The following is a 13,482-nucleotide window of genomic DNA, read 5'->3' on the forward strand; positions in this document are numbered from 1 at the left end:
CGCAGGCGATACTGGGCCCATGCCGAACACCCCTGCGCCGACCAACCCGGTGGCGACGTCAGCGAAGCTGGCGGACGGACGCGAGATCTGGTTCTTCGACGAACAGCCGACGCTGCGCTCGGTGCACGACGAGCGGCCGCTGGAGCCGCGGGCGGGCGGGTCGCAGCTGCGCTGGGACCGGCTGACCGCGACCTGGACGGCGGTAGCGGGGCACCGGCAGACGCGTACGTTCAAGCCGCCCTCGGACGAGTGCCCGCTGTGCCCGTCGGTCGACGGGCGGCTCACCGAGATCCCCGCCGAGAGCTACGACGTGGTGGCCTTCGAGAACCGGTTCCCGGCGCTCTCGACGGTCGCCGTCGGTGAGGCGACCGGGGAGCCGTTCGTCTCCCAGCCTGGGCGTGGCCGGTGCGAGGTCGTCTGCTTCACCAGCGACCACGAGCAGAGCTTCGTCGACCTTCCTCCCGAGCGGGTGCGCACGGTGCTCGCGGCGCTCGCCCACCGCACCGAGCAGCTGACGGCGATGCCGGAGGTGGCCTACGTCTTCTGCTTCGAGAACCGCGGCGAGGAGATCGGGGTGACGCTGCAGCACCCGCACGGGCAGATCTACGCCATGCCGGTGCTGCCGCCGCGGATCGAGTCCCTCGTGAACGCCGCCGACGCCCATCGCGAGGCGACCGGCGAGTGCCTGCAGTGTGCGGTGCTCGCCGACGAGATCGCCGACGGGTCGCGGGTGGTGGCCGAGAACGGGACGTTCGTGGCGTACGTGCCATACGCCGGCCGCTGGCCCTACGAGATCCGCGTCGTGCCGCGGCGACACGTGGGCTCGCTCCCGGGGCTGACCGCCGTCGAGATGAACGACCTCGCCGCGCTCTATCAGGAGTGCCTGCGGCGGATGGACGGGCTCGACGACGCCGGCCCGGTGCCCTACATCGCCGGCTGGCAGCAGGCCCCGACCGGCCGCGAGGACACCTGGCACCTGGCCGCCGAGATCTTCACCATCCGGCGGGCGCCGGGACGGCTGAAGTACCTGGCCGGCATCGAGTCCGGCGTCGCGCTCTGGGTCAACGACATCCCGCCGGAGACGGCCGCCGAGCGGCTCCGCGACGCTCTCTAGAGCCCCTGCCAGTCCGGCTTCCCGGCGTAGACCTCGCGGTAGTAGTCGCGGCGTACGAGCCGGGAGGCCGCGGCCTCGTCCAGGAGGACCGAGACGTGGCCGTGGAGCTGGAGGACGGAGGCCGGGCAGGTCGCCGAGATCGGTCCCTCGACCGCGGCGGCGACCGCCTCGGCCTTGCCCTCCCCGGTGGCGAGGAGAAGCAGGTGGCCGGCTCGGGTGATGGTGCCGAGTCCCTGGGTGAGCACATGGTGCGGGACCGCGTCGGGTGAGCCGAAGAAGCGGGCGTTGTCCTTGCGCGTCCGGGCCGTGAGCGTCTTGATCCGGGTCAGCGAGGCCAGCGACGAGCCGGGCTCGTTGAAGGCCAGGTGGCCGTCGGTGCCGATGCCGAGGATCTGCACCTCGATGCCGCCCGCGGCCACGATCGCCGCCTCGTAGCGCTCCCCCGCCGTCGGAAGGGTCTCCTCGGTCGGGTCGGGTCCGTGGACCCGCTCGGGCGGGATCCCGATCGCGTCGGTGAACTCGCGCCGGATGGTCGCCAGATAGGACTGCTCGTGCCCGTCGGGCAGGCCGACGTACTCGTCCAGGTTGAACGTCTCCACGCCCTCATACGACGGCCCGCGACCGTCCCGGGCGCGCCGGATGAGCTCCTCGTACGTCGCCAGCGGCGTCGAGCCGGTGGCCAGGCCGAGCACCGCGGGGGAGCCGGCGGCCGCACGGCGGCGTACGACGTCTTCGATCGCGTCCGCGGCGAGGGAGGCCACGTCGGCGGGGGTCTCGAGGACAACTACTTCCATCTCAGTCCTTCGTCGGGGTGACCAGGGCGGCACCGATGGCGGCGACCGGGGCGGCGGAGACCACCCGCAGGCGCGAGGCGAGCTCGAGGGAGGCGAGGAACGGCGAGGTCTCGGCCTGGCGGGCCAGCGCGAGCGCGATCGCCTCCCGCAGCGGCTCCCCGACCGTCGCGACACCCCCGCCGATGACGACGCGTTCGGGGTCGACGGCGAGAGCGAGCGAGCGTACGGCGGCGGCGACGCCGTCGGCGAAGCGGTCCCGCACGACGACGGCGGCCGGGTCGCCCGAGGCTGCTGCGGCGAAGAGCGCCGCGGCGGGGTGGCCGTTCGCCGTCGGCCAGGCGGCCGCGAGTGCGGCACCGGAAGCGACCAGCTCGAGGCAGCCGCGCTGACCGCACCCGCACACCGGGCCCTCCGGGTCGACCGGGAGGTGCCCGACCTCCCCAGCCGCGCCGTGGAAGCCTCGGCGGAGCGCGCCGCTGAGGTAGAGACCAGCGGCCAGGCCGGTGCCGAGCGAGAGGTAGACCAGGTCGTCGACGTCCTCGACGGCGTGTGCGCCGAGGGTTGCCGCGTTGGTGTCGTTCTCGAGGGTGACGACCGCTCCGGCCCGCGCGCCGAGCAGCTCCGCGAGCGGGAAGGCGTCGCCGTCCAGGCCCAGGTTGACCGCGTGCTTCACGGTGCCGGCGCGGGTGTCGACGATGCCGGGGATGCCGACCCCGATCGAGCAGATCTCGCCGCCGTCGAGCGCGTCGCGCAGGCTCGCGACCACCGCGGCCGCACTCTTCACGACCCCTTCGGCTCCGAGGATCGTGGGAGCACGCTCCTCGGCGAGCACCGCCCCGTCCGGCCCGATCGCGATGCCGTGGACCTTGGTGCCGCCGATGTCGAGGCCCACCCGCACTGGGCTCACTGGTGCGGGGTTCACCGGGTCCAGCCCGATCGTCGCAGCACCTCGGTCACCGCTGCCACGCCCGGCAGGGAGAAGCCCTGCGGACACAGTCGCGGCAACCCTGGTCCGTCGTACGCACCGGGCCACCCCCACTCCACCAGCACCACGGCACCCGGGAGCTCGGCGACGGTCCGGCCGACCTCGGGACGGCGGTGTGCGTCACGCACCTGCACGATGAGAGGTGCGTCGGGGAGATCCGGGAGCGGGTCGCCGGGGCGGATGACGATGTCCGGCGGCAGCCCCCAGGGCACGTCGCCCACGGCGATGTTGGCCTCGGTGTCGACGGTCACGACGTGGGCACCGGCGAGATCCGGGATCCCGTCGAGGTCGCTGAGGTCGCTGGCCGTCGCGAGCGCCCGGCGAGCGCCCTCGATCGAGCGCTCCTCGAACCGGGGGTCGAGGGCGCCGTCAGGCCGCTGCTGCGCACCGGCGAGGTCGGCGAGCAGCCGGTCGATGCGTGCGACCGCGTCCTGGAGCCGCTCCAGCGGCAGGTCACCGGACTCGGCCGCGGCCACGATCGCGGCGGTCGTGTCGTGGACCAGTGAGGTGGGCTTGTCGGGGCCGAGGAGGAGCAGGTCTGCACCTGCCTTGAGCGAGAGCACCGCAGCGGCCGGGATCCCTCGGCTCGCCGATGCACCGGCCATGTCGAGGGCGTCGGAGACGATCGGCCCGTCGTAGCCGAGCTCGCGCAGCAGTCCCAGCACCGGCGCCGACAGCGTGCCGGGCAGCTCGGGGTCCAGCGCGGGCACCACGATGTGGGAGGTCATCACCGAGGCGGCTCCGGCCTCCGCGGCAGCCAGGAACGGGACCAGCTCACGGTTTCGCAGGGTGTCCAAGGAGGCGTCGAGGACGGGGAGGGCGACGTGGCTGTCCTGGCCGGTGTCGCCGTGGCCCGGGAAGTGCTTGACGCAGGCGGCGACGCCGGTCGACTCCAGGCCCTTCACCCACGCGGCCACGTGCTTGGCGGCCACGCCGGCGTCGTGGGAGAACGACCGGGTCGCGATCACCGGGTTGTCGGGGTTGGAGTTCACGTCGGCGACGGGGGCCAGGTTGAGGTTGATGCCGGCTCGCGCCAGCCGCACCCCGATCGCTCTGCCGGTCTCCTCCGTCAGGGCCAAGTCGTCAGCAGCGCCGAGGGCGGCTGCACCGAGCACCGAGGAGCCGGCGAGCGCCTCCAGCCGGGTGACGTCCCCGCCCTCCTCGTCGATGGTGATCACCGGCGCCCAGCCGCCCGCGGCGGATGCGGACCGGATCTCGGCCGACAGGCTGCGTACGGACTCCTCACCGGCCTCGGTGTTCGGCCCGAACAGACAGATCCCGCCGAGGCCGTCGCCGAGCAGCTCGGCATAGCCTGCCGGCAGGGTGGGGCCGGCGAAGGCGGAGACCTGGACGCGCAGCGCCAGGGTCTCGACGGTTGTCGGGGACGGCATCACGACACCCCCAGCTCACCGGCGAGGACGAGCACCGCGGCACCGACGATGACGACGTCCTCGCCGAGCGTCGACGTACGGAACTCCAGCGGCTCACCGCTGACGGGCATCGTCCGCTCGCGGATGATCCGGTCGGCGGTCTCGCGCAGCGGTCCGTCCAGCAGATCGGCCGGCCCGGAGAGGACCAGCTCGTGAAGATTGAGGGTTCCGACCACAGGGGCCAATGCCTTTCCAAGATGTTCGCCGGCTTCCACGAGCGCATCGTCGTGGGCTGTCTCGAGGCGCTCGCGCAGTCGCGGCACCGCGAGGAAGGTCTCCAGGCAGCCCTTGCGCCCGCACGCGCAGAGCGGGCCCTCGGGGTCGACGGTCACGTGCCCGACCTCACCGGCGGCGTCGACGAACCCGTGGAGCAGCGCGCCTTCGAGCACCAGTCCGGCACCGACACCGGTGCCGACCCGCACGAGCATCAGGCCGCCGTCGCCGGACTGTCCGAAGGTGTACTCCCCCAGCACGGCGGTGTTGGCGTCGTTGGCGACGTACGTCGGTCGGCCGGTCTCGCGGCGCACCTGCTCGGCCAGGGCGACCTCGGTCCAGCCCAGGTTGGGTGCGGCGACCACGGTGCCGTCGGCCGCGACGACACCGGGGCTGCCGATCCCGATGCCGAGGATCGGCCGGTCAGTGCTCGCGATCAGCTCGGTGACCAGCTCCTTCACGAGGCGTACGGCCTCGCTTCCGGTGCGGCCCTCCCGGCACCTGGTGGTGCGGTGGACGACATCGCCCGTCAGGTTGAGTACGGCCCCGGCGACCTGGTCGTCACCGGAGACGTCGATGGTCACGATGTGGGTGGCGTCGGCGGCTAGCCCGACCAGCATCGGCGGCTTCCCGACCCGGCTCTCCACCGGCGCTCCGAGCTCCTCGACGAGCCCGTCGTCGAGGAGACTGCCCACCAGATCGGAGACCGTGGCCCGGGTCAGACCGGAGGCTCGAGCCAGGTCGGCGCGGCTCGCGGGACCCACCGCGAAGAGGTGCTGGAGCACCAGGGATCGGTGGTGCCGCCGCGCATCCTCCTGCAGCAACTTCCCGATCGGCCGCAACGTACGCCGTCTCGCCTTGGACATGTTTGTTAGTCCATCGTACTTATTAATGATGCGTCAAGTCGACGCGGCGATTTGGCCCATCCAGCGGGCAGAAAACGGCACATCGGCGAATCAGACGATGGCTGCGAGCTGGGCCCGGGTCGGGACGTACGGATCGATCCGGAGAACCATGTGCGCCTCCTCCGGGGTGCGGTTGCCCTTGCGGCCGTTGCACTTGCCGCACGCCGCCACCGTGTTCATCCACGTCCATCTCCCGCCGCGCGATTGTGGAAGCAGGTGGTCGATGGTGCGGGCTTGGCCACCGCAATAGGCACAACGATGCTGGTCGCGCTTGAGCACTCCCTCGCGGGAGTAGCCGGCCGGCCGATACATCCAATGCATGGCGATATAGCGGACCAGCCGCACCGCCTTGGGCCATGGATGTGGCCCGATCATCTTGTCGCCCTGTTGCTCGTGAACCACCGCCACCTCACGGAACAGCATCCGCACGGCGTGCTTGAACGAGACCCTCCCGAGCGGCTCGAAGGAGGCGTTATACAGGGTCACGGCGCCCATGGTCGTGGTCATACTCGGTTACCTCCCAGGAGAGTCGGATAGAGATCGCGTGCAGATCGGGTGGAAACACTGGACTGAAACAAAAAGGGGGCCGCCCCGACGAGACAGACATGTCTCGCAGGAGCGGCCCGGAGTGATCCGGTGCAGCTATGCACCCAGGTCACTGTCGGCTCCCGCGGGCATGAGGGTCGCGCTCGTGCGCAGCGGTCAGCGACCACGCCGCCGGGGCGGTGGTCGAGTGCTGCGTGCTCATGGTGGGCCCTTCAAAAGGTCAAGTGTTGGCACCCGGCGGCGAAACCGGGTGCTACCAGAATAGAGCGAACACCCTCCACCTACCAACGGTTTTCGCAGGTCAGGACCGTGTCTTTCCGGTTAACTACGCCCGACGTACGCCGTTTGGTCCCGTTAGCGCGACCCGGCCCGCCTCGCGGAGCCTCGGGATCAGCGCCTCGCCGACCCGGGCGACCTCGGTCCGATAGGGCGTGTCCGAGAGGACGAAGTGGGTCACGCCGAGCTCCTGGTAGCGGCTCAGCGCTGCGGCGACGTCGTCCGCGTCGCCGACCAGCCAGGTCGTTCCGGCGCCACCGCCGCCGTACTTCCCGGGAGCGGTGTAGAGGCACTCATCGAGCACGTCGCCACGGTCGGCGAGGTCGAGGAGGCGGCTCTGTCCGACCGCTGCCCTGCCCGCCCGCCGGAACTCGCGGTCGCCGACGGAGTCGGCCATCCGGCGCACCTTCTCCTCCGCGTCGCGCCAGGCCTCCTCGCGGGTGTCACGGATCAGCGTGGTGATCCTGAGCCCGAACTCGAGTGGCGCGAGGTCGCGGCCGAGCGACTGCTCGAGGCCTTGCAGGCGCTCGGCCCGCTCCGCGATGCCGTCCAGCGGCTCGCCCCAGAAGAGCTGTACGTCAGCCTCGGTCGCAGCCACCGCCTCGGCCTCTGGTGACGCACCGCCGAAGTAGAGCCTGGGGTGCGGGCGGCCGTCGGTGGCGTACGGGCGCGGGGTGATCGTCGAGCCGGCGACCTGGAAGTGGTCGCCCTCGAAGGTGACGTTCTCCTCGGTCCACAGCCGCCGCACCAGCCGCATGAACTCCTTGGTCCGCGCGTAGCGGGCCGCGCGTGAGTCCTCGCGATCGCCATAGGCGGCCAGGTCGTCCTGGCCGGAGACGATGTTGACCCGCACCCGGCCACGGCTGAGCTGGTCGAGGGTCGCGGCCGCGGTGGCGAAGTTGGCTGGGCGCCAGTAGCCCGGGCGGATCGCGACGAGCGGCTCGAAGGTCGTGGTGCGCGCGGCCAGGGCCGTCGCGACAGTGAAGGTGTCGGGCCTCCCCCAGCTCGTGCCGAGCAGGGCACCGGTCCAGCCGGCGTTCTCGACCGCCTCGGCGAGGCCGACCTGGTAGTCGAGGGTGCCGTAGCCGTCCTCCGGCGCCGCGATGTCGCCACGATGGCCGGTCTCGACGAAGTTGGGCAGATACCAGAGGAGCTCGGGGCTCGCGGGGGCGCTCATTCCAGACTCCTTGTATTTGTTTACTGAATTAATAGACTAACGCATTTGGTGTTGCTCCTTGAGACTGGCTCAGCCACTGAGCCAATTCTTGAGTATCGTCCGGTTCATGGGCCTGACCTCCGCTGAGCTGATCGACCTCGTCCTCGACCCGGGCACCTGGACGTCCTGGGACACCCCGCCCGTCCACGGCGAGCTCCCCGAGGCGTACGCCGCCGACCTGGTGCGCGCCCGGGAGCGGGCCGACACCGACGAGTCGGTGGTCACCGGCGAGGCCCGGATAGCCGGGCGACGGGTGGCCGTGGTGCTCTCGGAGTTCCGGTTCCTGGCCGGGTCGATCGGGCGCGCGTCGGCAGAGCGGCTGATCGCGGCCGTGGAGCGGGCGACGCGCGAGGGGCTGCCGCTGCTGGCCGGCCCCGCCTCGGGCGGGACCCGGATGCAGGAAGGTACGCCGGCGTTCGTGCAGATGGTGCGTATCGCCGAGGCGGTCACCCGCCACAAGGCCGCCGGTCTCCCCTACCTCGTCTACCTGCGCCACCCCACCACTGGCGGTGTGATGGCCTCATGGGGATCCCTGGGTCACGTCACCGTCGCCGAGCCCGCGGCACTCCTCGGGTTCCTCGGCCCGAAGGTCTACGAGGTGCTCAACGGCCGCCCCTTCCCCTCCGGCGTCCAGGTCTCGGAGAACCTCTTCGCGCACGGCCTCGTCGACGGCGTCGTACCTCCCGACGAGCTCGCCGGGCTCGTCGACCGCGTTCTCACCATCCTCGACCTCCGCCCCGAGAAGTCACCCGCGTCGGCCGAGACGTCGCTCGCGTCGGCCGAGTGGTCAGCCGGTGACGCCTCGGCCGACCGGAGTGACGTCTCGGCCGACGGGGCCGACTTCTCGGCGGTCGACACCTGGGACGCGATCACGCGGTCCCGGCGCGCGGACCGACCAGGGGCGCGGGCGCTGCTCCGGATCGCCGCCTCGGACGTCGTACCCCTCAACGGCACCGGGCAGGGCGAGCGGGACCCGGGGCTGATCATCGCGCTGGCACGGTTCGGCTCGGCGCCGTGCCTGGTGCTGGCCCAGGACCGGCGCGAGCAGGCGCATCAACCGCTCGGTCCAGAAGGCCTGCGCGAGGCACAGCGCGGGATGAAGCTCGCCGCCGGCCTCGGGCTCCCCGTCGTCACCGTCATCGACACCCCCGGCGCCGCGCTGTCGGCGGAAGCGGAGAACGGCGGCATCGCCGGCGAGATCGCGCGTACGTTGGGCACGCTCGTCAACGTCGAGACCCCGACGCTCAGCCTGATGCTGGGCGAGGGCAACGGCGGTGGCGCGCTCGCGTTCCTTCCCGCCGACCGGGTGGTCGCCGCCCAGCACGCCTGGCTCTCCCCACTTCCGCCGGAGGGCGCAAGCGCGATCGTGTACGGCGACTCCGACCACGCCGCCGAGATGGCCGAGGCCCAGCGGGTCCTCGCCGTCGATCTCCAGCAGATCGGCGTGGTCGACCGGATCGTCGCGGAGTCCCCCGACGCCGCCGACGAGCCGGAGACGTTCTGCCGCCGGGTCGGAGAAGTCCTCGAGGACGAGCTCCTAGCGCTGCTCGCCTCCGGGCCGGGCGAGCCGACCGCTCGGGCCGCGCGCTACGCGGGCTGAGGACGTACGCAGGAGATCTTCGGACACGCACCACGAACTCCGCCACGATGGGGTGGGCTCTCCGCGAGCCCTCGACCCCCACACTCGATCGGAGTTTCTCGTGCCTCAGATCAAGCGTCTCCTCGCCCTCGCCGCCACGACCTCGCTCGCCGCGGCCCTTCCCCTCCTCGGTACCCCGGCGCAGGCGGCCGAGGGCAGCTTCAGTGCGCTGACGTACAACATCGCCGGCCTCCCGGAGTTCCTCTCCAGCGCGCCGACCCCACGCAAGTCCGCCACCAACGAGATCGGCCGGCGGATCGACGAGTTCGACATCGTCAACGTCCAGGAGGACTTCAACTACCACGCCTACCTCTACGCGACCGACGTGCACGCCCACCGAACCCCGACCTCGGGCGGAGTGCCGTTCGGAAGCGGGCTGAACAGCCTGCACCACCAGCCGTACGAGGCGCTCGACCGCGTCACCTGGGACGACTGCTGGATCAACCAGGCCGACTGCCTGACCCCGAAGGGCTTCACCTTCCACCGCGCGCACATCGCCCCGGACACCTGGATCGATGTCTACAACCTGCACGCCGATGCCGGCGACGACCGCCTGGACGAGGCCGCTCGTCGCGGCAATCTCGCGCAGCTCACCGCGTACATCTCCGAGCACTCCGCCGGCAACGCCGTCCTGGTCATGGGCGACACCAACACCCGCTACACCACCGAGGGCGATCGAATCTCCGACTTCGCCGCCACCAACGGCCTCACCGACGCCTGGGTGGAGCTCGTACGCAGCGGGGACGAGCCCGACCGCGGCAGCCCCGCCCTGGGGTGCCCGGAGACGAACCCCGGCGTGGAGTGCGAGGTCGTCGACAAGGTGCTCTACCGCGACGGCGGCGGGGTCGACCTGAGCGCGACCGCCTACCGCAACCTGGACGCCGACTTCCGCGAGGACGGCACCGGCCTGATGCTCTCCGATCACTTCCCGATCGCCGTCGACTTCACCTGGGCCACCAACTGATCGGTTAACCCCTTGCGCAGGGGCTGAACACGTGTTTAGCATTAAACATGCGTTCAGCCCCTGACCCGACGACTCGCGAGCGGATCCGCGACGCCGCGGTGCTGCGGTTCGCGCGCGACGGTTTCGGGGCCTCGGTCCGCTCGATCGCCACCGACGCCGGGGTCAGCCCGGCCCTGGTGATCCACCACTTCGGCTCGAAGGACGAGCTCCACGCCGAGTGCGACGAGAAGGTGCTCGCCGAGATCCGCGCGGCCAAGAACGGCTCCATCGACGAGCTGGCCTCCGGGCAGAGCATCCTGCACAGGTTCGCGTCGGCGGAGGAGTACGCACCCATGCTCGGCTACGTCCTGCGCTCGCTGCAGGGCGGCGGACCGGTCAGCCAGACCTTCATCGAGCAGATGATCGAGGACGCGGTCGGCTACACCAAGCACGGCGTCGATGCCGGCCTGATCAAGCCCAGCCAGAACGAGCCGGCGCGAGCGCGCTACCTGGTGCTCTCCGCCCTCGGCATGCTGATGCTCGAGCTCACCCTCAACCCGCCCAAGGACCCCGCCGACCTCGGCGCCATCGTCCGAGAGTTCATGACGACCAGCTACTTCCCGATGATCGAGCTCTACACCCAGGGCTTCTTCACCACCCGTCGCATGCTCGACGAATACATGCTCTACGTCCCGGACCCGCCGGAGGACCCCGCGACGGAGCCCCCGATCACTTGAGCACAGCTGAGTGATGCCCTGCCCCGTCGGCGTACGTCCTCATACGTCTCCAACGTGGAAGTGAGTTCTTCATGTCCGACAACATCCCCGCGGTCGAGATCGCGGGCCTGCACAAGTCCTTCGGTTCCTTCAAGGCCCTCGACGGCCTCGACCTGACCGTCCAGCACGGCCAGGTGGCCGGCTTCCTCGGCCCCAACGGCGCCGGCAAGTCCACCACCATCAAGGTCCTGCTCGGGCTGCTGCGCGCCGACGCCGGCACCGCCCGCCTCTTCGGCGGTGACGTCTGGAGCGACGCCGTCGAGCTGCACAAGCGGATCTCGTACGTCCCCGGCGACGTCTCGCTGTGGCCCAACCTCACCGGTGGCGAGTGCATCGACTACCTCACCCGTCTCAAGCCGGGCGGCGACAAGGCCAAGCGCAAGGCCCGCCGGGCCGAGCTGCTGGAGCGGTTCCAGCTCGACCCGACCAAGAAGGCGCGCACCTACTCCAAGGGCAACCGCCAGAAGGTCGCCCTGGTCGCGGCGTTCCTCGACGAGTCCGAGCTCTACATCCTCGACGAGCCGACCTCCGGCCTCGACCCGTTGATGGAGGCCGTCTTCACCGAGTACGCCCGGGAGGCCAAGGCCGCGGGCTCGTCGGTGCTGCTCTCCAGCCACATCCTCAGCGAGGTCGAGAAGGTCTGCGACACCGTCACGATCATCCGGGCCGGGGTCGCTGTCGAGTCCGGCACGCTCGACGAGCTGCGCCACCTGACCCGCTCCTCCGTCGTCGCGACCGTCGGCGGCGACCCGTCGGCACTGAGCGGGCTGCAGGCCGTCAACGACCTCGTGACCAGCCAGAACGGCGCCGGGACCCGGGTCGCCTTCGACGTGGACAACCACGCCGTCGGCGAGGTGCTCAAGACGCTGACCGACCTCGACGTACGTGGCCTGACCATCACGCCGCCGTCGCTCGAGGAGCTCTTCATGCGGCACTACGGCGACGTCATCGAGACGGAGGACGCGCGATGAGCGCGCTCGCTCCGGCCCTCCCCCGGCGTACGCCCCTGACCTCCTTCGCCGGCACCTGGCACCTGACCCGGTTCATGCTGCGGCGCGACCGGGTGCGGCTGACCGTCTGGACCGTCTCGCTGCTGGCGCTGTACGCCTACTTCGTCACCGCGCTCAGCACGGTCTACCCCACGGCCGAGGACCGCGAGGGGCGCGCTGCGCTGATGGAGCAGCCGGCCTCGATCTTCCTCGGCGGGCCGAACTACGGGCTGGACGACTACACGATCGGCGCCATGTTCGCCAACGAGATGACGCTGTGGATGATCGGTCTGCTCGGGGTCATGAACATGTTCGAGGTCGTCCGCAACACCCGCGCCGAGGAGGAGAGCGGGCGGGCCGAGCTGGTCCGTTCCGGCGCCGTCGGCCGGCACGCGGCGGTCGCCGCGTCGCTGCTCACGGTGGTCATCGCCAACGTCGTCTTCGCGGTGCTCGGAAGCGCGCTGCTGATCTCCGCGGGCGACCTCGCGGTGGCCGACACCTTCGCTCTGTCGACGTCGATCGCCGTCAGCGGCCTGGTCTTCGCCGCCGTCGCGCTGGTCACCTCGCAGCTGACCACGCACGGGCGCGGCGCCACCGGCCTCGCGCTCGCCGTGCTCGGCGTCTCGGTCCTGGTACGCGGCATCGGCGACCTGCAGGCCGAGCCCGGCGAGCACGGCACCTGGCTCTCGTGGCTCTCGCCGATCGCGTGGACGCAGCAGATGAGGGCGTACGTCGACCTGCGCTGGTGGCCGCTCGCTCTGAGCGTCGTGGCGGTGCTGGTGCTCCTCGCCGTCGGGGCCTTCCTGGCCTCGAAGCGCGACTTCGACGGGGCGCTGCTCGCTGGCCGCTCCGGCCGGGCCGAGGCGACCGGGACGCTCTCGTCCCCGATCGCGATGGCGTGGCGCCAGCAGCGTACGGCCCTGTTCTGGTGGTTCCTCGGCACCTTCGTGATGTTCGGGGCGACCGGCACCTACCTCGGCGAGGGTGTCGAGGACATGGTCAGCGACATCCCCGAGGCGGCCAATATGTTCGGCGACGACCCACTCACCGGGTTCCTGGCGATCATGATCCTGTACGCAGCGCTGGCTGCCGCCGGGTATGCGATCGCCACCACCCTGCGGGCCAAGACGGAGGAGACCGAAGGACGCCTCGAGATCACGCTCGCCAAGCCGGTCTCACGGGGTCGCTGGTTCGCCTCACACCTCGTGGTCGTGGCGGTGGGCGCTTTCGTCCTGACCATGATCTCGGGCGCTCTCGCGCTGTGGGCAGGTGCGCTGGTCAACGGTGAGGTCGAGCTGGGCACCTTCCTGAAGGGCGGCACGGCGTTCCTGCCGGCCGTCGCGGTCTTCATGGCCCTCACCGCGGCGCTTTATGCCTGGGTCCCGAAGATCACGCCGGTCATCTGGGCGCTCTTCGCGTTCACGTGCATCACCGGGATGTTCGGGCCGCTGTTCGACCTCCCCGACTCGGTCGCCGGCATCTCCCCCTTCTGGTGGGTCGGCCGCTACCCGCAGGAGCCCATCGAGGCCTCGCACATGATCGGCCTCAGCGCCGTCGCGCTCGTCCTGCTGCTGGCCTCCTTCGTCGGCTTCCGCCGCAGGAACATCCCCGCCTGACCCCAACCGGGGCCGAGGCGTCACGTACGCCGGTCGAGTG

At 71.0% G+C, this 13,482-nt stretch carries 12 protein-coding genes; 6 read left to right on the forward strand and 6 right to left on the reverse strand.

What is annotated here, in order from left to right; all coding sequences use genetic code 11:
- Positions 1 to 19 precede the first annotated feature (19 nt).
- A complete protein-coding gene (gene galT, locus ABTW65_RS10585; protein WP_350660024.1) occupies positions 20 to 1,114 on the forward strand; it encodes a galactose-1-phosphate uridylyltransferase in 1,095 nt (364 codons plus the stop codon).
- Here the strand turns inward: galT and nagB are convergent.
- The 6 genes from nagB to ABTW65_RS10615 form a co-directional block, all read right to left on the reverse strand.
- Positions 1,111 to 1,908 carry a glucosamine-6-phosphate deaminase gene (nagB, locus tag ABTW65_RS10590; RefSeq protein ID WP_350660025.1) on the reverse strand — a complete coding sequence of 266 codons (798 nt, stop codon included), beginning with the start codon at positions 1,906 to 1,908 and terminating at the stop codon, positions 1,111 to 1,113. The two genes, galT and nagB, sit on opposite strands and share 4 nt — an antisense overlap.
- 1 nt (position 1,909) lies before the next feature.
- Positions 1,910 to 2,830 (reverse strand): ROK family protein, encoded by a 921-nt coding sequence (locus ABTW65_RS10595; protein WP_350660026.1) that lies wholly within the window; start codon positions 2,828 to 2,830, stop codon positions 1,910 to 1,912.
- Entirely contained in the window at positions 2,827 to 4,284 is a 1,458-nt protein-coding gene (locus tag ABTW65_RS10600; protein WP_350660027.1) for a glycoside hydrolase family 3 N-terminal domain-containing protein, read from the reverse strand. The genes ABTW65_RS10595 and ABTW65_RS10600 overlap by 4 nt, the downstream gene beginning before the upstream one ends.
- Positions 4,284 to 5,402: an ROK family transcriptional regulator gene (locus tag ABTW65_RS10605; RefSeq protein ID WP_350660028.1), complete on the reverse strand. Its 1,119-nt coding sequence runs from the start codon at positions 5,400 to 5,402 to the stop codon at positions 4,284 to 4,286. Before ABTW65_RS10605 ends, ABTW65_RS10600 begins: the two co-directional genes overlap by 1 nt.
- Before the next feature lie 90 nt (positions 5,403 to 5,492).
- Complete coding sequence (locus tag ABTW65_RS10610; protein ID WP_350660029.1) at positions 5,493 to 5,948, reverse strand: HNH endonuclease; 456 nt, start codon at positions 5,946 to 5,948, stop codon at positions 5,493 to 5,495.
- 364 nt (positions 5,949 to 6,312) lie between these two features.
- Positions 6,313 to 7,440 carry an LLM class flavin-dependent oxidoreductase gene (locus tag ABTW65_RS10615; protein ID WP_350660031.1) on the reverse strand — a complete coding sequence of 376 codons (1,128 nt, stop codon included), beginning with the start codon at positions 7,438 to 7,440 and terminating at the stop codon, positions 6,313 to 6,315.
- Positions 7,441 to 7,546: 106 nt separating this feature from the next.
- Here ABTW65_RS10615 and ABTW65_RS10620 point away from each other — a divergent pair, with 106 nt between their 5' ends.
- The 5 genes from ABTW65_RS10620 to ABTW65_RS10640 all read left to right on the forward strand — a co-directional run bounded on the left by ABTW65_RS10620 (position 7,547) and on the right by ABTW65_RS10640 (position 13,442).
- Entirely contained in the window at positions 7,547 to 9,079 is a 1,533-nt protein-coding gene (locus ABTW65_RS10620; RefSeq protein ID WP_350660032.1) for a carboxyl transferase domain-containing protein, read from the forward strand.
- A 100-nt stretch (positions 9,080 to 9,179) separates the two neighbouring features.
- Positions 9,180 to 10,082, forward strand: a complete 903-nt coding sequence (locus ABTW65_RS10625; protein ID WP_350660033.1) for an exonuclease/endonuclease/phosphatase family protein — start codon at positions 9,180 to 9,182, stop codon at positions 10,080 to 10,082.
- A 47-nt stretch (positions 10,083 to 10,129) separates the two neighbouring features.
- Complete coding sequence (locus ABTW65_RS10630) at positions 10,130 to 10,798, forward strand: TetR/AcrR family transcriptional regulator (protein ID WP_350660034.1); 669 nt, start codon at positions 10,130 to 10,132, stop codon at positions 10,796 to 10,798.
- 71 nt (positions 10,799 to 10,869) lie between these two features.
- Positions 10,870 to 11,808 (forward strand): ABC transporter ATP-binding protein, encoded by a 939-nt coding sequence (locus ABTW65_RS10635; protein ID WP_350660035.1) that lies wholly within the window; start codon positions 10,870 to 10,872, stop codon positions 11,806 to 11,808.
- Positions 11,805 to 13,442 (forward strand): ABC transporter permease, encoded by a 1,638-nt coding sequence (locus ABTW65_RS10640; protein WP_350660036.1) that lies wholly within the window; start codon positions 11,805 to 11,807, stop codon positions 13,440 to 13,442. The genes ABTW65_RS10635 and ABTW65_RS10640 overlap by 4 nt, the downstream gene beginning before the upstream one ends.
- The last annotated feature ends 40 nt before the right edge of the window (positions 13,443 to 13,482 follow it).

The organism is Nocardioides sp. NPDC127503, from assembly GCF_040302165.1.
Lineage (GTDB): Bacteria > Actinomycetota > Actinomycetes > Propionibacteriales > Nocardioidaceae > Nocardioides.

Bases quoted from the DNA above. Each gene is read 5' to 3' on its own strand.
- ABTW65_RS10630 (WP_350660034.1), top strand. From the start codon at position 10,130: ATGCGTTCAGCCCCTGACCCGACGACTCGCGAGCGGATCCGCGACGCC.
- nagB (WP_350660025.1), bottom strand. From the start codon at position 1,908: ATGGAAGTAGTTGTCCTCGAGACCCCCGCCGACGTGGCCTCCCTCGCC.
- ABTW65_RS10620 (WP_350660032.1), top strand. From the start codon at position 7,547: ATGGGCCTGACCTCCGCTGAGCTGATCGACCTCGTCCTCGACCCGGGC.
- galT (WP_350660024.1), top strand. From the start codon at position 20: ATGCCGAACACCCCTGCGCCGACCAACCCGGTGGCGACGTCAGCGAAG.
- ABTW65_RS10635 (WP_350660035.1), top strand. From the start codon at position 10,870: ATGTCCGACAACATCCCCGCGGTCGAGATCGCGGGCCTGCACAAGTCC.
- ABTW65_RS10610 (WP_350660029.1), bottom strand. From the start codon at position 5,948: ATGACCACGACCATGGGCGCCGTGACCCTGTATAACGCCTCCTTCGAG.
- ABTW65_RS10605 (WP_350660028.1), bottom strand. From the start codon at position 5,402: ATGTCCAAGGCGAGACGGCGTACGTTGCGGCCGATCGGGAAGTTGCTG.
- ABTW65_RS10640 (WP_350660036.1), top strand. From the start codon at position 11,805: ATGAGCGCGCTCGCTCCGGCCCTCCCCCGGCGTACGCCCCTGACCTCC.
- ABTW65_RS10600 (WP_350660027.1), bottom strand. From the start codon at position 4,284: ATGCCGTCCCCGACAACCGTCGAGACCCTGGCGCTGCGCGTCCAGGTC.
- ABTW65_RS10615 (WP_350660031.1), bottom strand. From the start codon at position 7,440: ATGAGCGCCCCCGCGAGCCCCGAGCTCCTCTGGTATCTGCCCAACTTC.